The following is a 24,402-nucleotide window of genomic DNA, read 5'->3' as shown; positions in this document are numbered from 1 at the left end:
GTTGTACCAGAGAACAGTCGCGAGAGATAAAGCGATGAACGCAGCCTTAATCCGATTCACGGGCTTCACCTCCGGGGTCATTAAAGATCGACGCGTCAACCGATCCATTCACACGTAAGTCGTCTTCGTCGATTCTCTGCATGATTTTCGCAGCCTGTATGTCATCGAATCCGTCAAGTCGTTTAATAGCGCTCTGAACGTCCAACGTAGGCTTTCCTCCCGTCCTCATAGTCACAACCTCCGCCTCTTCCTTAGGATCGCGAGGTAACGGATTGTTCCATACAATTTTCGGATACTGCGGCGCATAGTGTTCAAATCCGTCTACGCCATTATTCGCGTAGACTTCTATAACTTGCGCGAGATATATCGCATCCCTAAACGCCTTATCTACGTACAATTTGATCCGGTTAACCTTTGATATGATCGGCATAAGCCGCATTTGAATTGCGCGACCATCCGAGTGTGAGGTGCCCGTTCCGCCCTTATCTTGCGTGATTGACGTACCGAAAAGCCATTGTGGTGTCTCTGTCATCTGGAAAACGAGAGAAAGGAGATAATCAAGTTCCTTAAACGCGCCCTCCAATTGCGAGTTCCAGGTCATGTACTCCGGCTTTACGTCTTCCTTTATCACGGGGATATATCGACCACCTAGTCGCGCTGAATCACCTTCTTCAAAATCAGGTCCGAACATCATCGGGTCGCTGTGTTTCCACAAGATGTAATCGATCTGAACGAGACGGTCGCAAATAGCCGCGATCGTTGACTCCACCTTCTCGATATTTCCGATTCCTTGCCAACGCGAGTCCTTCGCCTTATACGGAACATGCCTAACAAGTATGTCGGAAACTCCCGTGTCTACTGCGTCTCTGTCTCGCCCTGTTGCGACTTGCTTCTCGACCTGGTATATCTGAATTGGAACGCCCCAACTACTATCGACGCCTCCGACGCGCTCCGTTAACCGATAGCGCTCATATATGATGTAGCCCGGTAGATGTCGCTCGACGTTCAAATACGGCACTTCCCTCGTCCGCTTCCCGATAATAACCGCCGGTTCCTCTACGTACTCAACCGTACAGATGTTAACCGCACGGAATTTCTTACGCGACCCTTTCGCGAGTTCAGGAAACACGCAATTAGCCGGAATTGTCTCGATGATCGGCTCTGCGTCCATCATTCCGTTCGGCGTCGGCAATCCTGCGTCAATTAACGCGCTGTTGTCGTCGCGGTTATCGTATCGAACTTTTAACCACGCGTCCCCTCGAATACCTGCGCCAATGACTGACTCGTAAATTAACGTGCTTAAGTCGTTTTCCTCGACGATTCGATTAACGGCTTCCTGCTCCGGCGATTCGTCGTCATGGCCACTTTCGACCGTAATACCCTCGCCCACGAGAAGGTCGGCGGGCTTAGTCGTCAACACGTCAATGAGATTGACCGCGATATACAGCTTTTCGAGTTGCTTCGCGTTAGGCGCGTCTCGTAACAGTTGCGATGCGCGCTCGTAAACCTTATGCAAATCTCCGTCAAATATCGTTTCCATGCGTTTGTATTTCGCAAGCCTTTCGATTGAGTCGACGGGTGGAAACTGGTCGCCCGGTTTAAGTACACTAATAGTTGCCTCCTCCTTTCGCTACGCCCATGCAGGCTTTTCTTTCAACGCTCGTTTTTTGCCTTTCTTCGCGATGCTGACCGCCATTTCTTGCGCATCCGGTAAGTCATCATGCGAGTTGCTCCCGTACCGCTCGAATTGCTCGAGCAATAACGCGTGTTTCCGCGAAAACTGTATCGTCCCGTTCTCAATCTCCGGCAGCATCGCCTCTATCCGTAGTTGCTTCCGTTGCCTCTGCTTTATCTCTTTTACGCGCGTCTGTGACGGGTATCCCTCGCGTCTCAGCGCTTCCTTTAGCTTGTGTACGAAGAACTCTTGCGCCGCCTGCGACTCTGCCGCGATTGCTGTCGGCTGGTACTCCATGACCTTTCGGACAATAACGCGCATAAACTCGTCAGGATGAACACGCTCGCCCCACGCGTCGATTACGTATATTCCTCCGGTGTCTTTTCGCCTAGCGACCGTTACGATTGCGGAGTAGTCGCCACGCGTCTTACCCATCGCGAAGTCAATCCCCATGTAGATTTCGTAATTGTTTCCGGTAAAATCACGATTGGGGTAATCCTTGTCCCAATACGTGAACCGTTCGGGCACGAAAACCTGCGATTCCTCGTCGAGTGGCGTGTTCTGGTACTCGGTGTTGAACGCCTTCGATCCGTTGTCCCATTTCCATTTCATCAGCGTCCACAACGGCTGAACCGCAGGCCATAATACGACTGCGCCCCGGTCCATTTCGTCTCGATTCGCAGCATAGAATTCCTCGGCATCCTCCGCGCGATTCGGATTCTCTCGATCCGTATATATAGCGCGACAACGTTCCCATAAGTCGCCGCGTGTAGGCGGTTCGATAATCGCTTTGAAAAGGCGCGATTTAAAGTCCGAGCGCTCCTCGATGACATAACGTAAATTCGCCTCCGCATGGACCATCGTTCCCATGTAAACAAATGCCGTCTTCTTGCCCGCTGGATCGCCAAGTGGCATTACGACCTGCGTAAACCAGTCGCGTAACTCTTTCCGTAGTTCCGCCGTGTTCGTATTCTTTTTACCTTCGAGGTCATCGCAAATGATGAGATCGGGACGCGTGCCGTTCCAGTTACGACCACGCAACGCCTGTCCCGTAGATGCCGCTTCAACGCGTGTTAACATGTGAGGACCGTTTTCGCGCGTCTCCCATGCGATAAACTCCGAACTATTGTCCTTCGGATTCTCCTGTTGCTTCAACGACAACAAAGACCCGAAGTCAGCTCGTAACTTTGCGTTACTCTTGAGCTGTATTCCGAGCCATTCCATGTTCGCGGTTGAGACCTGCGGAGTCTCCGATATGATTACGATGTATTTACGCTTACGGAAAACGATCTCATGCAACGGAAACGCCTTCGAAAGGTAAGAAGACTTCGCATGTGAGCGCGGTGCCGCCCACGCTATCTTCGCGTTGATAACATCGTTTGATACCGTGTTCATGATATCGCAGAGCTCGCGGTGAAAGTCCGGCGCCTCATCGATAGTCACCGGTATCCAGTTACCGGAGTTATCCGGATTGTAGTGCTCGCCAAAATATTCGTAAGCAAAGTAGAGCAAATCGACCTCGGCGCGGTGTATGCGTTCTAGGCGTTTTAGCTCCGTTAACCAAGCGCGTAACTGAACGCCTTCGTCCGCAGATAGCGTGCCCGCGTCTAACTTCTTACGTAAGTTCTTCGTTCCTAACCGCAGTGTGTCGATTAGCTCCTTGCGTTCAGATCGCGCTAACCATTTACCGTTAGTCCATGCGATAGCTTTTCGTCCCCTTTCGTTAGTTTCGTTGACAATCGTTGCCGTTTCGTTTATGCTGAATGTAACATATCGAGAACGGAGTGATCCCGTTGGAAATCGTTCAACCATTACGTACTAAACGCGAAATAAACGCGATGAAAGCCGCGTTAAATGGTCGCGATAAACTATTGTTCATACTCGGAATCAATTCCGGCTTGCGCATATCCGATATTCTCCCGTTGAAGGTCGGTGATGTACGCGACCGTAGCTTCATCGCTCTACGCGAAGAGAAGACGGGCAAGTCGAAGAACTTCCGCATTAACGACGCGATCAAACGGGCGACGGCGGAGTTTATACCGCCAGATGCCGGTGACGACGAGTACATATTCCGGTCGCGTAAAGGCGCTAACCGTCCGATTACGCGCGTACAAGCCTACCGAATACTGAACGATGCGGCTACGCGTGCTGGTATAACGGAGCCGATCGGTTGCCACACGTTGCGGAAGACACTCGGTTACCATGCGTACAAGGCAAACGAGGACCTAGCGACATTACAGGCGTTGTTTAACCATTCGTCGCAGGCGGTGACATTGCGCTATATCGGGATTACGCAAGATACAATCGATGAAGTTTACGCCAACATCGACTTATAAACGAGAATGACCGCTCGGGATTCGTCCTTGGGCGGTCTTTTCATGTTCAGAGTTAAATTTTGATACGCGGATTTTTCTGACGCCTCACACGGGCATATTCGACCCCCGCCTTGGGGGAAAATGTTACTTACTTTTCGTGCGTAACTAATCAATTGTCGTATGGATACGCTATACATTTCAATGAATATTGAATGTAACACAATGTAATTAAGTTACATTCGCGATCACGTACAAACCGCATAACAACGCCATTCTAACGCTATCCAACTCGTCCCCAATCCGCGCTCATTTATACATAACGCAAGAACAGCGTAGGTATCACGTTTATACATCGACTGTATAACGGTCTTTTTCCGTATGCATGCATAAAACACCGCATACGAATAGCGCAGATTAACGAGGGAAACGGCGCATAACGGCATTCACGAAAATTTTCGGGGAGGGTGCGCCCTAGAGTCGCGTTGCAGACGAAATCACCCGCATGCTGTAACGCATTGTTACCGAGTGCGCACGAGTTCCTTCATTATGTAGCGTAAAATAGCACGGTAAGTTACACGTCCATTTCCGCCACCATACGTTTCAACTCGTCTATATCGGGAATCTCCGTAGCACTCTTCGTCTCGACTTCGACCTTATCCGTTAGCATACCGGCTACTTGCAGGATTAACTTCGCCGCAGCAGCGTTGCCTTCCGAAACAGAAGTCCGTACCATTGCGTCTATTACATCCGGTACCCTATCGCTTACACTAAGCTGTATTTGACGTTTTAACTCCGCGTCAAAGTGCGGGAGCTTCTTCCATTCGTAGATAGTCTTACGCGCTACGCCGCACTCATTCGCGACCTCTTCCATCGTCATTCCCGCCCGTTTCGGTTGCGCGAGGTAACCTATAGCGAGGTACTGTTCGGCTGATAATCGTTTAGCCATCGTTATCCCTCCGTTTCATGTAGAAATAATGCGGAACCATCGAACGGCGCCACGCTTGTTTTCGTTATCTTTACTTCTTCGAATATGCTTTCTACTACTTTCGCGAACTAGTGTGTCTACTATCCTTCTACCGCGTCTATCTTTTTCCGCGTATACTCTTTTATTAAATAGATGACCTCGCGAGTGAGGATACTTGTATCCGAATGGGCGATATCTTTTGCGGTATTGTAAGTCTATTTAAAGATAAGTCTATATAGAAATAAGTCTATATACACCACCGATTTAGTGGTTGAGACCCACGGAAACAGTGGTTGAGACCCACCGATTTAGTGGTTGAAACTAAAAGAAGTCGGCGGAAGTAATCGGCGTCCCATCCGTTGCAATCCCGATAATCGGCTCGTCCGGAACACGTTCCTCTTCGTCCTGTGCCCGGTGTCTCGCCCGTCTCTCTTCGAATGCTGCCTCGCGACCATCGTAATGCGCCTTTACCTCCGGAAACCTTTCGTAAAACTTTGCCGGATCAGTTATCGGAGCGTACACGTAGTAAACGTGATTTTTCCCGCGTCCTAACGACTTTACCTTGATGAGTCCGCAACTTTCGAGCAGCCTTGCCGTCTGACTCGGCTTATTCTCACCGCAATTCATGCGTAATGCGAGTTGCCATTTCGTAGGGAACGCGTACCCATAGTCCGTATTGTAGTAGTCCATCAGCACGATGTACATGAGCACGTGGTCAGCCGTGAATCCCGGTATCTGCGTATACAAGGTGTAAAGAGCCCGGTGGACCTTTACGAAATCCAAGTCGGGTTCGAACGGCTTCTTGCGCTTTTGTGCGCCTGTATTTAAATTGTATGTCATCGATTAAACCTCCGCCTTTTGACGTGCTGCCTTCGCCTTCATTCGTAGGATAATCGACCTCATATGGTAAGTCGCGAAGAAATAGTTAATCTTCCGTTCCTTTGCGTAAGTCGTTTGCAGATAAAGATACGAAATCTTACGTACCAGCCCGTTGACCTTATCAGGTTTAATCCGGCGGAGAGCCTGCGTATCTACGTTAGCAATCGCGAACCTTTCCATTGTGTCATACGTGTCTTCTCCGTTCCAGTTCGTAGTGTTAGCGACGATCATCGCTTGCTTCCGGTTACAGAACAGACCGACCACGTTTCCGTGACCGTCCATTGTTTCGCTTACGATATGGCGTTCTCCGCAGTGGTGGCAATTTACGATCTTCTCCATAAATGATCCCTCCGTAATTGTATTTAAATTAAATAAAGCCCCCGACGATTATGTCGGAAGCTATCGTTTAGGTCGCGCTGTCATGTCCGGAAAATAATGCGTAAGCTCATCGAGGTACACACGCCCGTCTTCGTAGATATCTACCGTTAACCTTGCGTGACCGAACCTCGGTAACGGAACAACCGGAGCGCCCGCACGCCTCGCCAATTCGTCCGTCAACTCTTTCGAGGAGTACGCGGATAAACTAACCGGCTTGACCTCCGTAAATTCAACGTCACCAACGCGTTCATGACGCAGAGAAACGCCAGCTTCACCGATTTTATCTAACGCATCCACGCACGCTTCTGCCTCGTGTCTCAACGCCTGTAGCCCCGCAAGTGCTTCCGATACATCAACGTTTACTTTTACGGATACTTCCGCCATCATAACGCCCGCCCTTCGCTCTATTAACGTAAATAAAACGGACACCCACCGAAGTGAATGCCCGTTATTAATCGTGCCTATAACGTATAGATACGAGATTGTCCGAAACGAAACCCCTTACGTAATAAAATAACGCTTGACTTCGCCTGCTTTCGTATCCTTTGCGTACTGCTCGCGTCTCTCTTTATTCCGTATCTTCGCGTTGTTGTCCACGAATTGGAGTTCGTACGGGCTACGTTTCCTACGCGAAGGCTTCCGATGGCTCCGTCCGTCCGTGCCCGTTTCCTCCACGACCTTTAGCGAAGTCTCACCGCCCATGCCGGAACCGCGTCGCTTGTGTTTGCCTTGCGTTCGGCGGGCGTATTGTGTCGCGGATAGGATCGGATATTCTTCGTGAGCCATTTTGTGCTCGTCATCGTCCGATAATTCTTCGTGCAGGATTGCGTCTGCCAGGCGTTCGAGTTCTGCGGGATTCGGACACTCACCCGTTCGTTCGATAACGTCGTTAATGTACGTATCAATTGCGGAGATGCGCTCCGTCCGTTCCATTCGAGTTAATCCGATCATTAAGCCGCCTCCTTTAATCGTTCAATCCGTTGGTTCGCGATCTCAACGTATTTCGGTTCCGTTTCAAACCCGATAAATTTACGTCCAGTATTTATCGCTGCTATCGCGGTTGTACCGGAACCCATGCAATTGTCGAGTACGACGTCACCTTCGTTTGTGTACGTGCGGATGAGATATTCGAAAAGAGCGACTGGCTTTTGCGTAGGGTGTTCCTGTTCCAACGAAAGAACTGAGTTAAACTTCAGAACTGAACGTGGGAACCTCGTTCCTTTATTATCAAACGAATATACCTTTTTGTTTTCACCGTAGTTATCGCCGGTGTCACCAGGTTTATGTCGATTCTTATATGGACTACCTTTGGTGAGTTGCGGAGTATATGAGGGCATCTTTTTGTAAAAAACCAAGACGTTTTCGTGAGACTTCATCGGCATTCGTCTAGCATTTAGATACCCCGTTGATTTCGACTTCTCCCAAATTAATTCGTAACGTAAAAGCTTCAAATTACTTACGCCTAATATCTTATCAAATGGAGTTTGCGCAGTAAGAACAATCGCACCGCTATCCTTTATTACACGTTCGTACTGCTCCCATAACTCACTTAGAGGAATGACCGAATCCCACTTATTCCGCGTAGTCCCATATGGCAGGTCGCATAGGATCATATCGACGGACTTGTCGGGAATAAGCGCCATTCCCTCGATACAATCGCGCTGATAAATCCGATTTAATTCGTATTCTCCGAACATCAAACCGCCTCCTCACCGTAATTCCACGTCTCATAAACCGTAGCAATCTGATCCAACCCGGTGTATACCAACTGACCTACGCGCTGTCTGCTTATCCTCATCGCACGTCCCGCCTCGATCGTATCCAATTCACGCTCATATACGTAATACAACGCCTCACGCTCCCTCACCGTCAGCCCCGCACGCTCAATCGCCGTATCCAAATCGATGAGTATATCGCACGCCGCGTAGTCGCCACGCTCGAACCGCATCGAACGCAGGCGGTGTAGGTCGCGGAGGATTGCGTCAACGCCGTCGCGGTCGTTCAGCGTGTACTTTACGGAGAGATTACGGTGTCCCTTCGAGATGTCCATTAAGCCGCCTCCTGTTCGATTAATTTCGTTAATTTATCGTCCCCATCACGAACAAGCGCTAACTCTTCGTCCAACGACGCACCCGTCCACCTACGCATAATCGTTTCACCGCGAAACTTCCACGTAGTTACGCCTACTCCGCAGTCGTGTCGTTCTTCCCACGCCGCACCTAACGCCTCCCATCGCTCTTTGGTCGCACATATTTCGCGGGCTTTCGTCATCCATTCTTCTTCGCGAGCCTTCTCCGTCTCTTTTTCTCGTTGAAGGTTTCGTATATATCGCTCAAGTTGCGCGATTCTTCGTTCCCTAAACGCAGCGTCCATATTCTCGGATAAGTACGCCAGGTATTCTCGCGCATCTCTCTCCGATAGAGTTTCTTCGCGGCTGATAAAGTGGGCGATATACTTACGTTGCATTTCCGTTGCATCCATTACGCCGCCTCCTTTAACGATGTTCCCTCGTAATACTCCGCCACAATCCGATCGGCCCATCCGAAGTCCCACGTACTGTTACCGTTGATCTCCTCGCCCGCGCCGAGCGTCAGTTCGTTCCAACGGCAAGGGCCGTCCGCAAACGTTCGGGACGCGTCTCTATATCCGTCACATGTTTCGTTGCCGTGCGAGAAGAAGAACGCCTCGTTACCCTTCGTTAGTCCGTGCCACGACGGAATATGCGGATATAGATTCTCGCGCATCAGACCACCGTCCGTAAAATCGTCGAGTAGCTCGTCCAGTTGCGCCGTATCGGTCACCTTCCCTTTCGCATCCCATCCGATGTCCGTTACCGCCGCGAAGTAAGACGGCGGCTGTCCGGCTAGGAACTTCGCGTTCCATTTCGCTATATCTCCGTAATCGCTTCGTCTAAAATTCGATCCCCACCGTTTAGTCGCGGGCTCTATTAACGGAGTGCCCGGCGGCGCCTTCCGTAGTATCAATATTTGCGTTGGAATCGTCGTGCCTACGTGCTGAAACGTTTCGCCCGGCAGGCGGATCGTCGCGACTTGCCAGCATGTTTCGTGCATGTATTTCCGAACTTTTGCGGAGGCTTGCGAGAACGACACGCCCATCGGCAGGACGAACGCAATGTACCCGCCGGGCTTTGCGGCTTTAATCGCGAGTTCAATGAATACGTTCTCGGACTTACCGCGGTATTTCCCTTTCGACTTGGATAACGTCGCGAACTCGTCGTTTTCCGTCTCTAGCGTCAGCCCGTACGGCGGGTTACCGATTACCAAATCGTAGTAGTCGCGTCGCTCATGCGTCAGCGCATCCGCATTAATCACGTTCACATGCGGGTAAATGAGCTTCGTCACCTTCGCGCTTGTTTCGTCGAGTTCTAGCGCTGTGACCTCGCAGTCCTGCGGAATATGTTCGAGGAAGACGCCGGAACCTGCCGACGGCTCTAGGACTCGGGTTCCCCGTTTTAGCCCGCCGGATAGCCCCGCAATCACCTCGACCATGAACCGCGCAACGTGCGTCGGCGTAAAGAATGCGCCACCGGAGAAAGCGTTCGGAAGCAACCCGCCAGCCGACGTATAGTTTTCGCGTAGAAACTTTACGTCATCCTCCGTTATATCTTCGGGCGCTTTCGCTACGATCGCCATTGAGCGTACATTTCCGTCCCATCGTTTGCGCTCGGCTTTTCCCATCTATGCCGCCTCCTTTACGTCTTTACCGAGTGCCGTCCGTAATTGCTCCGCCAGCGCGACTCCGAGTAGGTAAGAGACGCGCGACGCGACTCCGTTACCGACAATTCGGTACTGTGCAGATAGCGAAATGTCGTCCGGTAGCACGTACGAGTCTGGTACGGATTGAATGCGGAGACACTCGCGGACGGTGAATCTGCGGGGTGCCTGCGTTGGGTGAATCGGTTGCCCACTGTTATGGTGCGCGGGGATTGTGCTACACGGCCCGTCCATCGACTGCACGCGGTTGGCTTGGTCGTAAGTGTACTCGGATTTTGGGGACCAGTAATGTTTCTCCGTATGATTCCTGACGGTTTCCATCGTAATTGAACTATCGCCCGGATGAATTGAAACGTCTCTTGGATTCGTCAATACGGTAAACGCAGGTTCGTTCCACCCGACTACTCTATTCCGCGAAAGATACGGACTCGAGTAACGTCCATCTTGCGGATTGCGCTCGTGCAGAAAAGGCTCCGGCAAATCCCCGATCACATCCCGCAACACTTGCGTTCGGTAATCCTCTGACCTCGGCTCCGGAAACTCAAACGTGAATCCGAGGTCATTTCGCACTCCTACGATAAACACGCGCTCCCTTTTCTGCGCGACTCCGTAGTCCCATGCGTTTATAAGCCGCCAACTTGCCGTATATCCTATCTCCTTGAACCTTTCGAGAAGCGCATCAAAGGTCGGGCGGTGTTTCTTCGTGATTAATCCCTTTACGTTTTCAAATACGAACGCTGGCGGTTGCTTCCGTTCGATGATCTCGAGGTAGCGCCATACGAGCTTACCGCGCTCACCCTCTTCGCCCGCACCAGGTCCCGCGACGCTGTAATCTTGACACGGTGGCCCACCTGCGATTATATCCGCGTCTGGTAAGCTATCAATATCGATCGCGGTAATATCACCGGGTACAATATGGTCGCCGAGGTTATGGAGGTAGGCTTTTACCGCACTCTTATCGAAATCGTTCGCCCACACGATGTCATATCCGGCGGCACGAAGCCCGACTGCCATTAGTCCGCCGCCTGCGAATAGCTCCGCGACGGTAAATCCGTTATTTGCGAGTTGAGGTGTAACGTCGTACGTCAATCCCATCGCCCCTTCCAATTTTTCGTAGATTTCGTTATACTAGCGTTATAGCCTCGTTATAGATCGGAGTGATTATCGTGTCATTTATCGCACATAACTTTAAAGAACCGCCCGCAACCGAAGCGTTCGTAACGGTGGACAAGTTCAACCGCCTGATGCTATCGGCTGGCTTATGCAAGAAACTCGGTATCGTTGACGGCGCGCCGTTCAAATGCCACATCGGATATGACGAAGCTAACGGAAACATCGGCATAGCACGTCCGGGCGAAATCTCCGTCGACGACAACGTGACTCCCGCAACTTTCGACGGCAAGCGCCACTATGCCGGAACCGCCGTGTTCATCCGCAAGCACAACCTCAAACTCGGACGCTACATGTATATCGAGCGCGCTAACGGATGGTACGCGTTCCGTCACGAAGAGGACGAGTCTCCTACGTCGCCGGCGCCCGCCAAGTCGGGACGTAAGCGTAAAGACTCGTAAGTAATCTCCGTTGAGGCGGCGAGGCGCCCGTCGGCATGTCCCGCCCGATAGCCGTCCTCGTATGCTTCGCGGAGTAACGTGGCCCAGTCGGTGTCGAACGGACTCATGACGTAATTTCGCGCATCACAACGTCTATCTGCTCGTAGAGGTCGCGGACCGTACCGTTGTTATTCAACTCGTAGTCGACCGCGAATACATCCACGTAGCGCTCCGTATCATGCGTTAAGTCCGCGAGATCGAACGTGTCGCCTGCCGAGCGCATACGCTCTAGCCGCGTATCGTCCGATGCGTTGACGCGAATGATTACGTAGCCTTCCGTGTATAGCCGGGCGTATTCGTTGGGCTGGCGGAGGTCGGTGATTACGACTTGCAAGGGATTCGCCTGAACTTCGCTAATAACCTCGTCGCATAAAAGCAACTTATATGCTCCGCGGAAGATCGCCTTATCCTCCCGATCAATTTTGTCAAGCGTCCGGTTAGCCCACACGTCGGGATCGAACGCCCGCATCGCCTGCCCCACGCCTTGCAGTAGCGCGCGGGGTTTTTTGCCGTCCGCAAATTGATCCGGGAAGAGTTCGGAGCACACTCGCTTGATGCCGTCGCCGAACGCGAAACGGGTAAACCCGTAGTGTTCCGCGAGATAGTCGGCGACCGTATCCTTGCCACTTCGCATTTTGCCTGTAAGGGCGACTTTTACGTTAGGCAACCGCAGCCACCTCCGTTTCTTCGCGTGAGTCGTCGGTTACATCGAACTGATTGTCGCCTAGCCAACCGGCATCATGTGTATGTCTGAACGCTAATTTATTTCCAATACGGTGATTATCATGGTAAAAATCACGTGAAGTTAATTTCGTAACCCAACCGCCACCCAGTTCTGTCTTTGTTTTTACAATGTCACCCACGCGAACCTCCGTCGGCTTCGGCACCGTCAAATATTCCACAGGTATTTCGATACCTAACGCGCGGCGGAGAGCGATCGCCTTTCCGAGGTGAACGTTAAAGCAGTCGCCGGGTGCGCATTTTGCGATTCCTTTTGCGACGATGCTTACTCCGTAACAGTATTGTACAAGAGCGACCACCGTCCGTTTTTCTCGATTATCCACGAACTCGACGCGGTAAAAAGTATCGTGAAGTGGAGACGTATTAGGCAAGTCTTTGCCGCGGTCTCCCCCGATATCCAACAACTCCGCCACGTCCGCCTTCGCCTTCTCAACGATCTCATCGCGTAGTTGTTGTGGTGTTTTCGTCAACGTTTTTACGATTTGATCTCGGGTTTCTTTCGTATTTGGCGCGCCCTCAAACTTCGCTAGCTCCGCGTCAACACTCGCCTTTATTGCGTGCAGGATTTCGGAAGGCGACGAGTGGGCGACGGAAAGGTTGAGCGTGACATTTACGGTTGGTTGCGGAGTCGGTTCGGTAACTGGCGTTAGGACTACGTATCCCCTATGTTTTGCGCTTGCTACATGTCCGGCATCATCGATTACATTGGCGAAATCTTCGTATGAAAATACTTCGTCCTTGACTACGTAGCTTTTACCTACTGCCATGTCACGCATGTTGTAGCTAACCTTATCCGTAATCAAAATGCGTTCACCCACCACCGCCTTCCGTTTCTCCTCACGGTAGCGCACGCCGTCTACGATAGCGATGTCGGTCGGTTCGAGGACTACGTAAGTCGCGTGGTCACAGTCGATGAATCCGTCTTCGTCAAGTTCTGTTATCGTGGTATCTATTGATCCGTCTCTAAATTCGTCATTACGGGTGCATTCGCCAGTCGCTCCGATCGGGTAGTCCGCGCCACGCGAAGCAGAAACGATCTTCACCTTTTCACCCACGTTCGCCTTACGCTTAACCTCGTTATACTCACGTTGAACTCCGTTTGCATCCGTCAAAACCGTAATGTTCGTCATATTATCGATCACCCTCCGAATTTTTTATTATCGTCACGCCCAACGTTTGCCTTCCGAAATGAATTGCGTCGTTATAGTCGTGCATATATACGTCGAGCTTACGCCCCTTTATCGCGCCACCACGGTCTTGGCACATACGCTCGCCCACGCCTTCGATGTAGACACGCGTGCCGAACGGTAGTTCTGGCGGACAGGCGACGGTAGTCAATTCGGCTACTTTCGCGCCAGATGCGGTGATTCCGTATTCCGGGTGGCTTGCGGTTTTACCCGTTTCATGCGGTGATAATGTATACGCGGTTACTTCGTACTGCTCAACGAGAACGGGCGGTTCTTGTGGTTGCGGAATAGTCGCGAGCAAAAGTACGCTGACAATCGCACTAAACAGCGTCAAAATACGGCTCCAACCACGGCTCGACTTTCGTTACCTCTTTGCGTAGGCGCTCGGCTAGTTCCGCAATCTCCCACTGGCTCCCGCGTCCGCCCTTCCGTTTCGCGTAGAAATCGAGGAGTGCGCGTAGATTAACCGTCATAAGGATATTGGTTGCGGCTGCGTTCGGTAGGGCCATGCGGGCGTCTTCGGGTGGAACGCTTAGTTCTCGTAAGGTATCGTAGTCCTGCTGTAACGCGCGCATTGACGCTTTATATACCGCCATAGCTCCCGGCTCTTTTTCGCGGATACTCGGCGGCACAACGTAATCAAATCCGCCTGACTTATCGGAACTGCCCATCCGTACGTAACGCTGTGACTGGACGGAGTAGGAAAAACCGACACGGTGACGTGTTAGTTGCGCTAGTAACGCGCGGCTTACGCCTTCCACCGCGAATGTGAACGATAGGTGCTCGAGTGTAGACGTATGACCCGAGCGTGTAATGTGCCGGAATAGTCGATCGGCTTCCGTGCCGCCTTCGCCGTCTGACGCGGTGTTACCGAAGTAACGCTCGCCTTCGGTCGCTACGATTTCGGACGGCTTGTTTGCGGAGTAACACGTTCGAATTGCGGAGAGGGCAACGGCTTGGGCGTCGGTTGCGCGCCATCGGTCGAACTGGTTACCTTCATACTCTATAAATTCGTTGTATATATCTAAGCTATCGTAAAACCCATCGCTCAGTTGCGTATGTGCGATTAAATTTACGGACATTTGCGTTTCTGCCATTAGCGTGCCTCCTTCACTCGTTTTGTTGTTGAAAAATTAGAGCTCCTGCATTCTGTCAAGTGTCATGTCCGTACTTTTTTAAAAAATATCATAGCTATGAACACGTTACTCTGGTCATAAACGACCATGTCTTAAAGAAAATCAAAAATCAGAACAAACGTTCTAAAAACCCGTGTTATGATGAATGCGAAATAAAACAAATATTCTAAGACTAAACAATTTGAGGAGGAGTACAAATGAAAGTGAAACAAATCATTTGGATTATCGAAAGGGTTTTAAACATTCTGAAATTCTCACTCTATGGACCAATTGCAATGTATACTTTTTTCGAATACAAGACTCGCGGACTGGCAGGTGTTGAAGGGATTGTTGGAACACTAATTTGGACGGTAATTGCAGTTGCTGTTCTCGAAGCAGTACATAACTTGATAAATGCTTTCTTCTCTCCTTGACATAGTTGATAACTTCACGGCCTATTCGAATAATCACGTCACCTTTCGTATCGTGTACGTTGTGTTCCGCGTCGTGAACGTGATCGCTTCGGACTGCTCTTCCACGCTAGTAACGGTGGACGTTCGGAGCATCTTCGTAGTGTCATCCGCGTGTAATAACAACGCGGGGCTCCCGACTTCAATCAACGTAGGGTAAAGCCTGCGACCCAATCGCGCCGAATCAGCTTCCGTTAGTCCGTCATGCTTCTTAATATCGGCAATCTCGTAAACTGATCTCTTCACCCGACCACCGCCCCCCACTTCCGATTTAGCTTTATAAGCCTCGTCCAGGATATCGAATATAACGCTCTCCTCCAGGTACGCATCACCATCGATAACCTCGCGACATATACGAATTATCTCGTCAATGTGCGGCATTATTCGTCCTCCTCTATACGGACACTCACAACTATCTCAGCACCGTCTTCCATCTCGCGGGAGAACAATCGGTGAGTCTCCGTCTTAATTTCGTCAAGACGTTCCGTGAGCTGGTCAGGCGTAAGCGCATCGAGCATTAGCGTTGCCTCTTCGTCAAACGTTTTCTTCGCGACCACTTCGATAACCATGACGTGTTTCATCCGACCGTCTCCTACTTTCCGTTTTCGTTTAGCCAAGCTTCTTCGATCCTACCGTACCAATCATCGCCATGATAAATCTTATTAATTACGTACCTGACTGAATTAGCTGTGCGAACAGGATTACCATTATGGAAATCGCGATTCACATTCTCAGCAATAACGCCTAATGGGATTTGCTCATCATAATCACGTTCGATCGCCTCTGCTTCAGGATAGGTGTAAGGCACTCTCATTATTTCACCTCTAAACGTAAGGTTTTCTGATTCCGTAAGTCTCTATTAAATGCTCCTTAATGTCATCGTAATCATCTTTCGTCAAGTCCCACTCTTCGAGAAAGTCTACGAAACTATTTCGTGCTGCGTTTTTCGTCAGTGCGTACATTAAGGTGCTAAATTTTTCGTTATCCACCCGACCGCCTCCTCGTATCATTTCGATTAACTCGCGTTGCTCATCCGTCAGTCCGTAGCTCATTGGCGCCCACCTCCGTTTTATCGAATCGGACACACGCCGCCATCGCACGAATCCGCGCCATCTAAATCGCTCGTCCCGTCCGTCTCAAATCGTTGTAATACCGCAGGATCGAACGGCTTCATCTGCGCGCGCATCTCCTCGTATTGCTCCTTCGTAATCGCCTCGTATGGCGCGAGTTGATACGTACCGCCATCAAGTGCCAAAAAGCTCACGCCTACGAAATTGTCCCATCCGTCCCATACCGTTTGTTCCACCGCCTCCCACTCGTCAGGACGCACCGTAATCGTATTGGACGAGTTGTGATCGGTGTATGAACGTTGGAATCGGAAGTACGTCTCGAATTGACGCTCCGAACTTACGTCATCCTTCGTTTCTATCGCGCCAGAAGCTACGGGAAAGTCGATGACGAGCGTGCGGGCGTTCTCCCACGTCGTGCCAACTTCGGGATTTACCGTCCATCCGTGTTCCATTGCGACCTTTGCTAACGGATCAGCCGCGTTGATACGGATACGGCGGATATAATATGGTGAGTGCGACCAGTGCAGACCGGACGATACACCGCCCGCCACTTGTGATATCGTTCCTTCCGGCTTAACTGTCGTTACGAGCAGTGGCGCACTAACTCGCATTTCCTTCGCGTATCGATCGGCTTCGTTACGTGCGGCATTGCCGAGCATCTCGAGCAGATCGCGCTCCTGTGACTCGCTATAATCGGCGGCTGCCATTGCGTCTTTCCATCCGGTAAGCGACGTTCCGAGCAGACGGTCGCGTTGCTGTATTGCGTCCCAATGCGCGAGTTCGAGTTCTACGAGTGTCATACGCAGACCAGCGCGGGCGGATCGTCGTTGTGCGCGGAATAATGCTGGGATATCGAGATCTCCGTCGGATACGAATTGCATAACGTTGACAGTTGTTAAGTTGCAGACGCCGTACGAGTCGAGTAAAATTTCCGCACATGGGTTTAGACCCTCGGCATTCGGACGTCTACGGCGCGCTTCCTCAAGGTTAATGAACCCCGGCTCGCCTTCCGATTGCATTATCGTAAACACGAGATTCAAGAACTCACGCTCGGGCTTCGTCTCAAACGCGATAGAGTTATTCGACATGCGGCGGTGGTCCAGTCCGAATCTTCCGTCACCTACTTTCGCGATAGAGTCGAACCAATCCGGCTTCTGTCCGATTGAGTCGAGCATTTCGCCAACTTTGCGGTGCTGTTCGAGTTGACCTTCCGTCCACACACCGTTAATCCCGTACTTGGCGAGTAGGCACTCGTAGTCGTCCGCATCGAACAGGAATATCTCGGCTGTTCTGCGGACTCCCCCGACCACTACGTTCGCGCCGATAAGGTTGCCGATGTCGAGAATGTGTATCGGGCGAACTCGTTTGTACCCGCGATCCATCCACAGACTGCAAATCTCGTCCGATTCGAATTGCATAACGGTTTCTAACGGTGCCAGTGACGGGTCAATCTCGTTCTTGAGTACGCGGTCGATCCCCGCAAACATTTCCGCAAGTGGTTCGTGACCTGACGCCGTGCCTCCGAACTGCTTCAAACGCTCACCTTTCGGACGGACGGAGTTATACGAAATCTTAATCGTGTGGATATCCTCGTGCTCCGGTTGCGTCAGGATTTCGAAGTAGGCGCGGAGAGCTTCGACCCAACCTTCCTTCGAATCGCCGACGTAGATTTTCACGTAGCCGTTATCGAGCTGCGTTACTTTTGTGCGTTCGAGACGGTGCTCTATCGGTACCGGTTCGTATGGCGCGTTGATTAACGTTGTGTTCGTTCGGATCGGTGCGAGCTCAGACGCGAACTCCTTCGTACATTTGAATCCGACGCCGGTGCCGACCATTAACAAGTAAAACAAATCGCCTAAATCCGACCACGAACGGATACTAACGTAGCTACAATTGAAATTCGCCAGTGGGTACTTGTCCGCGATCCCACTCTCGGCACCACCGACCCATAACGTACGCCCACTCAGGAATTGGCGCAGGTTAAACATGTTATCGAATAGCTCCTCGGCTTCCATGCGCAAATCAACGGTCGGCACGTCGTATCCGATCTTCTCGTAGTGTTTCGTCGCAAGCCCGACGTTATATTCCGTAGCGCGTCTGCACGTTTCCTTCCAAGTTTCGCGACGCCCCATTTCCGGCAGCCATCGCGAGTACGTCCGATAGTATACGAATTTACCGAGCTCGTTCATGTGGTCGGGAAAATCCGCATATCTTCCGATAAAATCATCCGTTAATAACCGTATGTTCAATCCGCCCCATCTCCGTTTCTATATCGTTTATTCCGTCCAGTAACGTTTGCCTTCGTAACTCTAGCGCGGCACATCGTTTATTTGCGTCAGCTATCAACGCCTCGGTATCCGCCAGTTCTTCACGCAGATACCGGAGTGAGCGTACGATAGTTGGCGCGGCGTAATCGTCGAAGTGGCGTGTCATTCGTACGTCGGCATCTTCGAGAAGAATACTTTACTCGCGATGGATAGGAGGATTAACGATGCTAGCGACTGCCAGAATCCGAAGTCAATGCCGAAAACGAATGACACGAGGACGGACACTACCCACGCAAGAAACACGTTAATTACGATGTCTAGTAGTATCGCGCCTAAAATGAAGACTGTTTACTATCGAACATCAAACCGCCTCCTCAATGTAAGCTATCGCCGCCTCTAGCGCGCTTGCTGTCGAGTCGCCTAAGAAGTCGTAGAAATACTCGCCTGCTTCGCTATAACCTCGATCTCCATCCGAAATCAGTTCTATCGTCTCGTTAACTCGCTCCAACACGCTATTCAACTTCGCTAATAACGCTTGTTTCTCGTCCATTATTAAACCGCCCCCTCAACGTCTATCAATTTATTCGCGATCAAATGCGCAAGTATAATGCCGCACGCGTCACTATCATCGTATCCAGCCGCGAAAGTATAGTCGTCCGGCAACCGCAGGTACTTCCGAACAGTCGCCGCGACCTCCGCCTTCTCCGCCTTGCCGTTTCCGGTTACATGGCGCTTAACTGCCGTCGGTGCTATGTCATCCGTTACCACGTACCCGTAACGACCTAACCCCTGATCAACCGCCGCCCACGCACCGAACACTCCTTGTCTCGCCCGTTTCGAACGTCCATCCGTAAAGTCCTCCCGTATGATCGCGGTAAATGGTCCGTAATCGTGTGCAGTCGCCACCGTCTTGGCTTCGATATAGGCGAAACGTTGACCGTCAGTGTGAGTCGTAGCCGTTACGAGAGAGGACGCGTGGATTAACGTCGGGACTCGGTTTTTTACGTCTATCACCGCGAATCCGGGGTTCAGCGAAATGTCTAAGCCGAGGTATCTTGCGGCAGGTTCCGCCTGTTTACGTTTAGCCAATCCGTCACCTCCGCATTCCCGCCGCATCCTCTAAGTGACGCGCGTAATCGATTAGGTTATCGTAGATTACATCGTGCTCCTCCGTATGCATTTCGGATGCCAGCCGCCGAATGTCGCCGGACACGACCGCCATTACCGTTCTCAGCGAATCGATTTCGCGTTCCATTTCGTCGAAACGCTCGACCATTTCGTAGGGAACCAACGGCATTAGGCGGACACCTCCTCGAGAAGTTCTTCATGCATCGTAGTTGCCTCGTTAATTCTCGGCGAGTAAACTACGTACATATAGCCGCCATTCAAATAGTTTCCGCGTGCTAGAACGTACAACTCCTCGTCTTCATCGAATTGAGTAGCGTCAACTACAACGTGTTGTCCGTCCTCGTAGTCAACTTCACTAACTATGACAGGCTGGTTAAGTCTCTTTTTAACAAGTTGACCTACGCCTTCCCCTGTAAATAAGTCAATCATCTACGCCACCTCCACGATTTTCGCCCCGTAAGGCACGAATTTTAATGGTCGATCCGGCGAGTTCACGACCACATTCCGATAATCAATTCCGCGATAGTCCGCGATCGGCTTGAGCTTACGGAAGACTTCAATTGTCGCGAGTACATCGTTCATTGCGCGATGGTGTCCGGTTAAGTCGATTCCGTGGCGGGCGCATACGTCTTTTAGCGATGCCGATTCCGTAGGTGATACGAGCTTGGCGAGGGCGCGGGTGCAGATGAACGACTGTCGGTTAACGTTCCAACTGTCTAGGAAAGCAAGATCAAACGGAGCGTTATGCGCAACCACTACGGAGCCATTAATAAACCAGGCGAGCGATCTTGTGGCGGAAAAGGGACCATTCCCTCCGATAATGTCCTCAGTTGTTATTCCTGTTAACTCCGTAATAAAGTCCGGTAGCTCACGTCCCTCCTCGAGGTGCACGAACATCTGCAATCGCCCGTATTCGCGCTCCAAGTCCGTCCTTACCGCAGCAATCTCGATAATCTGGTCGTTTTCGTGATCGAGTCCCGTCGTTTCCAAGTCGATAAACGTGTAGATTTCCGACATCATGCCGCCTCCCTTTCGCGAATCGACGTAATCTGTTCGAACGCGCCAATATACGATTTCTTCTTCCACTCCGGCATTCGTGAACGCCTAACCATCGATACTTGCCGTTCGAGTTCCGCGTATTCGTCCGTACTTAACGATAGCGCGCACGCTGTCTTGAAGTTGTTGAACGTCCACTTTTCGAGGTCGAGTTTCGGCGGACGCCCGTCTTTCGATCGCGACACAATGTCCGCCAATTCACCACGGAGTCCAATACGGTCGCGGTCCGTAATTGTTTCGTGGAACACGCGTAAGTCCGGCTTGGCTTCGTACTCTTCCTTCGTTAAATTCCAACTCGATTTCGCCGCGTTAACATACACGATGATGTAATCGTCTAACGGCTCGGCTTCGCTGCCGTACATTTCCGTGTAGCCGACGCATTGGGCAACGTGCTTACCTTCCGGCTCGCTCATCGAATGCGGACTCGTCTTGGCTGCGGTCGTCTGCTTCGATTTTATTTCGAGTCCAACGCGGCGCCCGTCTTTGTACCGAAGAATCCCGTCGGGCTTGCCGTAGAGGGCGAATCGGTGACCCTCGTGATCGATGACGTGCAATTTCTGCGCGAAATCTTCCCACATCGGCAGACCGTCCGGCGTACGTTCGACCGTGAATGGCGGTGCCTCTCCGAAAGTGCGCTCGTAATGCCTCTCGATGAATAGTAGGTCGCGTTGGATTACGTCACCGATTGCGGTACCAAGTCGGGTCCATCGTCCCTGATGCGGTGGTCGTGGTTGGACTTCTTTCTTAGCACCTCGCAGCTTCTCGTATAGTTCACGTTTGCACGCGTCAGCGCTCGATGGAGAGAAATACGGCTGCGCTCGGAAGTTGATAAACGGTCGGTTACGGAGGGCATGCGCTTTCTGTTCGGAGATTAACGCGTCAAGAGCGTTGTCCCATACTTCGGGCGCGGAATGCCATCGGTCAAGCATCGATTGGAAATCGTGGGCTAATTGTGAGATAGTGCATCGTCCTCCTTCGTTTTCGGTCGGCAATTTTCGAAATCCCATTCGCCTTTATCCGGTCTGTACTCTTCCATCCATCGTGGCATAATCACGATATCAGTCGTAAGGGGAACGGACAGGTCGGCAGTCTTCGTCATCACATCGTTAATCAGTGCGATTGTCTCTGGCGTTACTTGGTCGCGCGGAACCGATAGGAGTACCTCATCGTGTATCGATGCATTCATTTCCCATCCGCGTTCTTTGCAAATCCGCGCCATCCGATTGCCATTCATCTTGAGGATATCGGCGCCTGTGCCTTGGATGACCGCGTTAAATGCGGCGCGTTCCCAGTATCCGACGAGTCCGGTTTGGTCGCGTAGTATATCTAGCTCGGCTTGGATAACAGAAAGGCGGCTCTCATCCGCAGGTGTTTGTTTGTCTTTCGCATTCAGACGTTTGCGCTCCGTATATAACCGAATGCGCTTCTGTTCGTGCTTGGCGGCCTCCGCGGCAACTCGCTTGTAATCGGGAAACCTGCGCTTGCGTCCGTACAATGTCTCGACGTAGCCCGTCCGTTTCATTCCTTCGCGAATGTCCGTCACCATCTGCTTGAATGACGGGAATGACTCGTTGAACTGGCTGAAAAACATTTCCGCAATCCCGTTCGTTACGTGCATTTTCTTTGCGAACGCGTTTGGAGACTGGTCGTATGATACCGCAAGCACTCCCGTTTTCATCATCGACCGAGGCTTGAACGTTCCGGTTGGATCGTCCGCACCATCGACGCAGTATTCGCGCGGTAATCTGAACGTCATTTCCGCCATTGTTTCGTAGTATCCGGTGTCGTCGATAAAAATCTGACGCATCGAATTGTCGCCGTATTTCGTGTACATAATGTGTGATTGGATGCGCGGTTCAATCTGTCCGAGGTCAGCTCCGATAAATACGTAACCTTCACGTGGTACGAAGCACATGCGGACTCGCTTTCCGTCTTTCTTCGCCGGTATGTTTTGAAGATTCGTCCCCTTCGGAACTTTACGGTCGTCTGAGATAAGCTTCCGCACAATCGCGTGGTAATTTGCGTCAGTAATCTTCAGTGTCACGCGATCACCTCCGATTTGAACTCGTCCAGTATGTCGATAGGTCGTCCACTGTAGCTGCTCGAACTATATCGCCCAGTCACAGTCCCTCCCGCCTTGAACTCGGAATGCAATCGCCCATCTGGCTCTAGCGCATTCGGTATCTTGTTAACGTATGTCGACAACAACTTCTCGTACGCGGCAACCGTTGCCAACGGTGCCAATTCTTCTTCATCCTCGTAATACATTTCGAGTACATCTGCGGCGGTTGAACGTGATTTTCCGCGTTTTACAAGATGCGTCCTGTCTCTAATTCCGACATGATCGTAAATGAGATACGCGATGTGATTACCATTCGTCAACTTGAACTCGCCGTCCTCGACGAAAATTGGCGCGTGTTTTTCGTCCGCTGGTACTAGTTCTTCCGCGAGCAACCTATCAAGGCGCTCTTTCGCTTGTTGGTACCGCTTAGTTGCCGGATTCATAGCCGGAAGTTCAGCGTGTAATTTCGCAATCGCTTCGTCCCGTTTCGTAATCCGTTTCCTTTGCGCTTCGATCCAGTCGGTCACTTTCTTAGCGTGTATTGTCCGATCCATCTTACGTACAAACTCGTCGTCGATGCCGTATGTCTCGACTAGTTGACGCCTTGCTTCCGTCAACTTTTCTTCGAACTCAACGCTAAGTTCCCGCATCAAATCGAGATCAATTTCGAATCCGCACCGTGCCATAAATACGTCCGTTTCCGATAGTTTCGAATCAATATTCGCATAGCATTCGAGCAGGCGTCCCGTTTTCGCCATCATTTCGAATTGCCACTCGAACAACTTCCAACCGTACAGAACGTCTTTGATCGCGTATATGCCGACTAGCTCGGTGTTGAACGGTGCAGGCGATCGGTTGCCGAAAAGATCTTCGAAAGTGTATATCGGACCCGGTATACCGAACCATCGTCCGTACTTCGCGACCAACGGCTTCAAACCGTACGCCTCCTCGTGTTCATTAAGATCGTTCATCGCGTCCAACGTATCCCAAACGCAACCTTTAATCGTATACCCATCGTTTCTAGCAACGTGTAAGTCGTACCGCGCCGATCCCATGTGGAACGTTTTGCCGTGTTCCGGTCGTGAAAGATACGGTGTAATTGCTGCAAGCACTTTTGATCTCGTCAACTGCGGGTCTCCTGCTTTGAAAGCGCATGGTACATCGAATCCGTCGACATGACCGTAAGGAAGGTAGTAACCCTCGTTCAGTAACGGAAGCCATACGGAGAATCCGATGGACAAGTCGATATACGAATCGATTCCGGTTCCCTCGAAGTCTCCTGCGGTCATCGTATCGACGCCTAAGATACGGAATCGATCGCGCCATTCTGTTCGTTGTCGCCGGACTTCCTCGCGCAGTCGTTCGACAAATGCCGGAAGGTCGCCGTCGTCCGTCAGAATAAAATAGTTGTCCGGTTTACTCGCGAGCACTTCCGCAATCCGCCCCTCGCGGGCTTCCGCATCACGCGCCAACATGACACGGCGGCCCATCTCGAGGACTTCGCTTTTGGACAGCTTCTTCTCCGTAAGCCTGCCTATCGCTCCGGAAAAGAACGCTTGCCTTGCGGCGGTGAACAGCGCGAGCTCTTTGGCGTCAAACTTCGATTTGCTCACGCGATCCCACGCCTGCTCGATCGTCTCAGTTGCGCTCGCCTTGCGCTTGGTTGCGTCAGCTATTCGTTCTTTTGCGTCCGAGCCGTCGACGGTTGGCGATCGTAGATTTAACGTTAGCTTAACGGTCAGCGTAATCGT

Annotated in this window: 33 protein-coding genes; 3 read left to right on the top strand and 30 right to left on the bottom strand. The window is 51.3% G+C overall.

The features are described from left to right. Nucleotides 1–46: 46 nt before the first annotated feature. Nucleotides 47–1,540 carry a phage portal protein gene (locus LM917_RS03840; RefSeq protein WP_232696168.1) on the bottom strand — a complete coding sequence of 498 codons (1,494 nt, stop codon included), beginning with the start codon at nucleotides 1,538–1,540 and terminating at the stop codon, nucleotides 47–49. 90 nt (nucleotides 1,541–1,630) lie between these two features. Continuing rightward, nucleotides 1,631–3,487 (bottom strand): phage terminase large subunit, encoded by a 1,857-nt coding sequence (gene terL / locus LM917_RS03835; RefSeq protein ID WP_232696167.1) that lies wholly within the window; start codon nucleotides 3,485–3,487, stop codon nucleotides 1,631–1,633. Between terL and LM917_RS03830 the strand changes: the two genes are divergently transcribed. After that, nucleotides 3,469–4,011 (top strand): site-specific integrase, encoded by a 543-nt coding sequence (locus tag LM917_RS03830; RefSeq protein WP_232696166.1) that lies wholly within the window; start codon nucleotides 3,469–3,471, stop codon nucleotides 4,009–4,011. The two genes, terL and LM917_RS03830, sit on opposite strands and share 19 nt — an antisense overlap. A gap of 550 nt (nucleotides 4,012–4,561) precedes the next feature. Here LM917_RS03830 and LM917_RS03825 read toward each other — a convergent pair. From LM917_RS03825 to LM917_RS03780, 10 genes are all read right to left on the bottom strand, one after another. Continuing rightward, the gene (locus LM917_RS03825) at nucleotides 4,562–4,936 is read right to left on the bottom strand and encodes a phBC6A51 family helix-turn-helix protein (protein WP_232696165.1); all 375 of its coding nucleotides are present in this window, start codon (nucleotides 4,934–4,936) and stop codon (nucleotides 4,562–4,564) included. Between the two features lie 339 nt (nucleotides 4,937–5,275). Then, nucleotides 5,276–5,794 (bottom strand): helix-turn-helix domain-containing protein, encoded by a 519-nt coding sequence (locus LM917_RS03820; RefSeq protein WP_232696164.1) that lies wholly within the window; start codon nucleotides 5,792–5,794, stop codon nucleotides 5,276–5,278. A gap of 3 nt (nucleotides 5,795–5,797) precedes the next feature. Then, nucleotides 5,798–6,172, bottom strand: a complete 375-nt coding sequence (locus LM917_RS03815) for a hypothetical protein (protein WP_232696163.1) — start codon at nucleotides 6,170–6,172, stop codon at nucleotides 5,798–5,800. 60 nt (nucleotides 6,173–6,232) lie between these two features. Continuing rightward, entirely contained in the window at nucleotides 6,233–6,595 is a 363-nt protein-coding gene (locus LM917_RS03810; RefSeq protein ID WP_232696162.1) for a hypothetical protein, read from the bottom strand. Between the two features lie 117 nt (nucleotides 6,596–6,712). After that, the gene (locus LM917_RS03805; protein WP_232696161.1) at nucleotides 6,713–7,162 is read right to left on the bottom strand and encodes a hypothetical protein; all 450 of its coding nucleotides are present in this window, start codon (nucleotides 7,160–7,162) and stop codon (nucleotides 6,713–6,715) included. Beyond that, a complete protein-coding gene (locus tag LM917_RS03800) occupies nucleotides 7,162–7,908 on the bottom strand; it encodes a DNA-methyltransferase (protein WP_232696160.1) in 747 nt (248 codons plus the stop codon). The genes LM917_RS03805 and LM917_RS03800 overlap by 1 nt, the downstream gene beginning before the upstream one ends. Further along, entirely contained in the window at nucleotides 7,908–8,261 is a 354-nt protein-coding gene (locus tag LM917_RS03795) for a sigma factor-like helix-turn-helix DNA-binding protein (protein ID WP_232696159.1), read from the bottom strand. The genes LM917_RS03800 and LM917_RS03795 overlap by 1 nt, the downstream gene beginning before the upstream one ends. Then, complete coding sequence (locus LM917_RS03790) at nucleotides 8,261–8,692, bottom strand: hypothetical protein (protein ID WP_232696158.1); 432 nt, start codon at nucleotides 8,690–8,692, stop codon at nucleotides 8,261–8,263. The genes LM917_RS03795 and LM917_RS03790 overlap by 1 nt, the downstream gene beginning before the upstream one ends. After that, the gene (locus LM917_RS03785; protein WP_232696157.1) at nucleotides 8,692–9,909 is read right to left on the bottom strand and encodes an HsdM family class I SAM-dependent methyltransferase; all 1,218 of its coding nucleotides are present in this window, start codon (nucleotides 9,907–9,909) and stop codon (nucleotides 8,692–8,694) included. Before LM917_RS03785 ends, LM917_RS03790 begins: the two co-directional genes overlap by 1 nt. Beyond that, nucleotides 9,910–11,040 (bottom strand): DNA cytosine methyltransferase, encoded by a 1,131-nt coding sequence (locus tag LM917_RS03780; protein WP_255667906.1) that lies wholly within the window; start codon nucleotides 11,038–11,040, stop codon nucleotides 9,910–9,912. It lies immediately after the preceding gene. A 71-nt stretch (nucleotides 11,041–11,111) separates the two neighbouring features. On the opposite strand from LM917_RS03780, the gene LM917_RS03775 reads away from it, so the two are divergent. After that, entirely contained in the window at nucleotides 11,112–11,516 is a 405-nt protein-coding gene (locus LM917_RS03775; protein WP_232696155.1) for a hypothetical protein, read from the top strand. A 103-nt stretch (nucleotides 11,517–11,619) separates the two neighbouring features. Here the strand turns inward: LM917_RS03775 and LM917_RS03770 are convergent, their stop codons facing one another. The 4 genes from LM917_RS03770 to thyX are packed head-to-tail and all read right to left on the bottom strand — an operon-like array spanning nucleotide 11,620 to nucleotide 14,565. Beyond that, nucleotides 11,620–12,222: a deoxynucleotide monophosphate kinase family protein gene (locus tag LM917_RS03770; RefSeq protein ID WP_232696154.1), complete on the bottom strand. Its 603-nt coding sequence runs from the start codon at nucleotides 12,220–12,222 to the stop codon at nucleotides 11,620–11,622. Then, nucleotides 12,215–13,426, bottom strand: a complete 1,212-nt coding sequence (locus tag LM917_RS03765) for a hypothetical protein (protein ID WP_232696153.1) — start codon at nucleotides 13,424–13,426, stop codon at nucleotides 12,215–12,217. The genes LM917_RS03770 and LM917_RS03765 overlap by 8 nt, the downstream gene beginning before the upstream one ends. A 1-nt stretch (nucleotide 13,427) precedes the next feature. Continuing rightward, on the bottom strand, nucleotides 13,428–13,817 hold the full coding sequence (locus tag LM917_RS03760; RefSeq protein WP_232696152.1) for a 3D domain-containing protein: 390 nt from the start codon (nucleotides 13,815–13,817) through the stop codon (nucleotides 13,428–13,430). Then, a complete protein-coding gene (thyX, locus tag LM917_RS03755) occupies nucleotides 13,804–14,565 on the bottom strand; it encodes an FAD-dependent thymidylate synthase (RefSeq protein ID WP_232696548.1) in 762 nt (253 codons plus the stop codon). The genes LM917_RS03760 and thyX overlap by 14 nt, the downstream gene beginning before the upstream one ends. Before the next feature lie 251 nt (nucleotides 14,566–14,816). Between thyX and LM917_RS03750 the strand changes: the two genes are divergently transcribed. Continuing rightward, complete coding sequence (locus tag LM917_RS03750; protein WP_232696151.1) at nucleotides 14,817–15,032, top strand: hypothetical protein; 216 nt, start codon at nucleotides 14,817–14,819, stop codon at nucleotides 15,030–15,032. Between the two features lie 33 nt (nucleotides 15,033–15,065). On the opposite strand, the gene LM917_RS03745 is transcribed toward LM917_RS03750, so the two are convergent. From LM917_RS03745 to LM917_RS24360, 14 genes are all read right to left on the bottom strand, one after another. Continuing rightward, entirely contained in the window at nucleotides 15,066–15,449 is a 384-nt protein-coding gene (locus LM917_RS03745; protein ID WP_232696150.1) for a hypothetical protein, read from the bottom strand. After that, nucleotides 15,449–15,649, bottom strand: coding sequence for a hypothetical protein (locus LM917_RS03740; RefSeq protein WP_232696149.1), 201 nt, complete (start codon nucleotides 15,647–15,649; stop codon nucleotides 15,449–15,451). Before LM917_RS03740 ends, LM917_RS03745 begins: the two co-directional genes overlap by 1 nt. 11 nt (nucleotides 15,650–15,660) lie before the next feature. Beyond that, nucleotides 15,661–15,882, bottom strand: a complete 222-nt coding sequence (locus LM917_RS03735; RefSeq protein ID WP_232696148.1) for a hypothetical protein — start codon at nucleotides 15,880–15,882, stop codon at nucleotides 15,661–15,663. Nucleotides 15,883–15,892: 10 nt separating this feature from the next. Beyond that, a complete protein-coding gene (locus LM917_RS03730; protein WP_232696147.1) occupies nucleotides 15,893–16,120 on the bottom strand; it encodes a hypothetical protein in 228 nt (75 codons plus the stop codon). Between the two features lie 17 nt (nucleotides 16,121–16,137). After that, complete coding sequence (gene nrdJ / locus LM917_RS03725) at nucleotides 16,138–18,327, bottom strand: ribonucleoside-triphosphate reductase, adenosylcobalamin-dependent (protein ID WP_232696547.1); 2,190 nt, start codon at nucleotides 18,325–18,327, stop codon at nucleotides 16,138–16,140. 34 nt (nucleotides 18,328–18,361) lie between these two features. Then, complete coding sequence (locus tag LM917_RS03720; protein ID WP_232696146.1) at nucleotides 18,362–18,571, bottom strand: hypothetical protein; 210 nt, start codon at nucleotides 18,569–18,571, stop codon at nucleotides 18,362–18,364. 195 nt (nucleotides 18,572–18,766) lie between these two features. Further along, a complete protein-coding gene (locus tag LM917_RS03715; RefSeq protein ID WP_232696145.1) occupies nucleotides 18,767–18,955 on the bottom strand; it encodes a hypothetical protein in 189 nt (62 codons plus the stop codon). A gap of 2 nt (nucleotides 18,956–18,957) precedes the next feature. Next, on the bottom strand, nucleotides 18,958–19,494 hold the full coding sequence (locus LM917_RS03710) for a crossover junction endodeoxyribonuclease RuvC (protein ID WP_232696144.1): 537 nt from the start codon (nucleotides 19,492–19,494) through the stop codon (nucleotides 18,958–18,960). 4 nt (nucleotides 19,495–19,498) lie between these two features. Further along, entirely contained in the window at nucleotides 19,499–19,702 is a 204-nt protein-coding gene (locus tag LM917_RS03705; RefSeq protein ID WP_232696143.1) for a hypothetical protein, read from the bottom strand. Then, nucleotides 19,702–19,962 (bottom strand): hypothetical protein, encoded by a 261-nt coding sequence (locus LM917_RS03700; RefSeq protein ID WP_232696142.1) that lies wholly within the window; start codon nucleotides 19,960–19,962, stop codon nucleotides 19,702–19,704. The genes LM917_RS03705 and LM917_RS03700 overlap by 1 nt, the downstream gene beginning before the upstream one ends. Then, a complete protein-coding gene (locus tag LM917_RS03695) occupies nucleotides 19,963–20,553 on the bottom strand; it encodes a 3'-5' exonuclease (RefSeq protein WP_232696141.1) in 591 nt (196 codons plus the stop codon). Continuing rightward, the gene (locus tag LM917_RS03690; RefSeq protein ID WP_232696140.1) at nucleotides 20,550–21,167 is read right to left on the bottom strand and encodes a hypothetical protein; all 618 of its coding nucleotides are present in this window, start codon (nucleotides 21,165–21,167) and stop codon (nucleotides 20,550–20,552) included. Before LM917_RS03690 ends, LM917_RS03695 begins: the two co-directional genes overlap by 4 nt. Before the next feature lie 368 nt (nucleotides 21,168–21,535). Beyond that, entirely contained in the window at nucleotides 21,536–22,633 is a 1,098-nt protein-coding gene (locus LM917_RS03685) for a DNA polymerase (RefSeq protein ID WP_309241927.1), read from the bottom strand. After that, nucleotides 22,630–24,264: a DNA polymerase gene (locus LM917_RS24360; RefSeq protein ID WP_309241926.1), complete on the bottom strand. Its 1,635-nt coding sequence runs from the start codon at nucleotides 24,262–24,264 to the stop codon at nucleotides 22,630–22,632. Before LM917_RS24360 ends, LM917_RS03685 begins: the two co-directional genes overlap by 4 nt. Nucleotides 24,265–24,402 lie beyond the last annotated feature (138 nt).

It is taken from the genome of Brevibacillus daliensis (assembly GCF_021245735.1).
Classification (GTDB): Bacteria; Bacillota; Bacilli; order Brevibacillales; family Brevibacillaceae; genus Brevibacillus_B; species Brevibacillus_B daliensis.
The sequence above is the reverse complement of the archived record's forward strand: the minus strand, read 5'-3'. Positions and strand labels throughout refer to the sequence as shown.

What these genes read in the sequence shown, in the direction of transcription:
- nrdJ (WP_232696547.1), bottom strand. Translation starts at nt 18,327, where the DNA reads ATGAACGAGCTCGGTAAATTCGTATACTATCGGACGTACTCGCGATGG.
- LM917_RS03780 (WP_255667906.1), bottom strand. Translation starts at nt 11,040, where the DNA reads ATGGGATTGACGTACGACGTTACACCTCAACTCGCAAATAACGGATTT.
- LM917_RS03690 (WP_232696140.1), bottom strand. Translation starts at nt 21,167, where the DNA reads ATGTGGGAAGATTTCGCGCAGAAATTGCACGTCATCGATCACGAGGGT.
- LM917_RS03720 (WP_232696146.1), bottom strand. Translation starts at nt 18,571, where the DNA reads ATGACACGCCACTTCGACGATTACGCCGCGCCAACTATCGTACGCTCA.
- LM917_RS03790 (WP_232696158.1), bottom strand. Translation starts at nt 8,692, where the DNA reads ATGGATGCAACGGAAATGCAACGTAAGTATATCGCCCACTTTATCAGC.
- LM917_RS03840 (WP_232696168.1), bottom strand. Translation starts at nt 1,540, where the DNA reads ATGGAAACGATATTTGACGGAGATTTGCATAAGGTTTACGAGCGCGCA.
- LM917_RS03740 (WP_232696149.1), bottom strand. Translation starts at nt 15,649, where the DNA reads ATGAAACACGTCATGGTTATCGAAGTGGTCGCGAAGAAAACGTTTGAC.
- LM917_RS03795 (WP_232696159.1), bottom strand. Translation starts at nt 8,261, where the DNA reads ATGGACATCTCGAAGGGACACCGTAATCTCTCCGTAAAGTACACGCTG.
- LM917_RS03805 (WP_232696161.1), bottom strand. Translation starts at nt 7,162, where the DNA reads ATGATCGGATTAACTCGAATGGAACGGACGGAGCGCATCTCCGCAATT.
- LM917_RS03825 (WP_232696165.1), bottom strand. Translation starts at nt 4,936, where the DNA reads ATGGCTAAACGATTATCAGCCGAACAGTACCTCGCTATAGGTTACCTC.
- LM917_RS03820 (WP_232696164.1), bottom strand. Translation starts at nt 5,794, where the DNA reads ATGACATACAATTTAAATACAGGCGCACAAAAGCGCAAGAAGCCGTTC.
- LM917_RS03750 (WP_232696151.1), top strand. Translation starts at nt 14,817, where the DNA reads ATGAAAGTGAAACAAATCATTTGGATTATCGAAAGGGTTTTAAACATT.
- LM917_RS03810 (WP_232696162.1), bottom strand. Translation starts at nt 6,595, where the DNA reads ATGGCGGAAGTATCCGTAAAAGTAAACGTTGATGTATCGGAAGCACTT.
- LM917_RS03700 (WP_232696142.1), bottom strand. Translation starts at nt 19,962, where the DNA reads ATGATTGACTTATTTACAGGGGAAGGCGTAGGTCAACTTGTTAAAAAG.
- terL (WP_232696167.1), bottom strand. Translation starts at nt 3,487, where the DNA reads ATGGTTGAACGATTTCCAACGGGATCACTCCGTTCTCGATATGTTACA.
- LM917_RS03745 (WP_232696150.1), bottom strand. Translation starts at nt 15,449, where the DNA reads ATGCCGCACATTGACGAGATAATTCGTATATGTCGCGAGGTTATCGAT.
- LM917_RS03765 (WP_232696153.1), bottom strand. Translation starts at nt 13,426, where the DNA reads ATGACGAACATTACGGTTTTGACGGATGCAAACGGAGTTCAACGTGAG.
- LM917_RS03715 (WP_232696145.1), bottom strand. Translation starts at nt 18,955, where the DNA reads ATGGACGAGAAACAAGCGTTATTAGCGAAGTTGAATAGCGTGTTGGAG.
- LM917_RS03800 (WP_232696160.1), bottom strand. Translation starts at nt 7,908, where the DNA reads ATGTTCGGAGAATACGAATTAAATCGGATTTATCAGCGCGATTGTATC.
- LM917_RS03735 (WP_232696148.1), bottom strand. Translation starts at nt 15,882, where the DNA reads ATGAGAGTGCCTTACACCTATCCTGAAGCAGAGGCGATCGAACGTGAT.
- LM917_RS03695 (WP_232696141.1), bottom strand. Translation starts at nt 20,553, where the DNA reads ATGATGTCGGAAATCTACACGTTTATCGACTTGGAAACGACGGGACTC.
- LM917_RS03730 (WP_232696147.1), bottom strand. Translation starts at nt 16,120, where the DNA reads ATGAGCTACGGACTGACGGATGAGCAACGCGAGTTAATCGAAATGATA.
- LM917_RS03705 (WP_232696143.1), bottom strand. Translation starts at nt 19,702, where the DNA reads ATGCCGTTGGTTCCCTACGAAATGGTCGAGCGTTTCGACGAAATGGAA.
- thyX (WP_232696548.1), bottom strand. Translation starts at nt 14,565, where the DNA reads ATGTCCGTAAATTTAATCGCACATACGCAACTGAGCGATGGGTTTTAC.
- LM917_RS03815 (WP_232696163.1), bottom strand. Translation starts at nt 6,172, where the DNA reads ATGGAGAAGATCGTAAATTGCCACCACTGCGGAGAACGCCATATCGTA.
- LM917_RS03785 (WP_232696157.1), bottom strand. Translation starts at nt 9,909, where the DNA reads ATGGGAAAAGCCGAGCGCAAACGATGGGACGGAAATGTACGCTCAATG.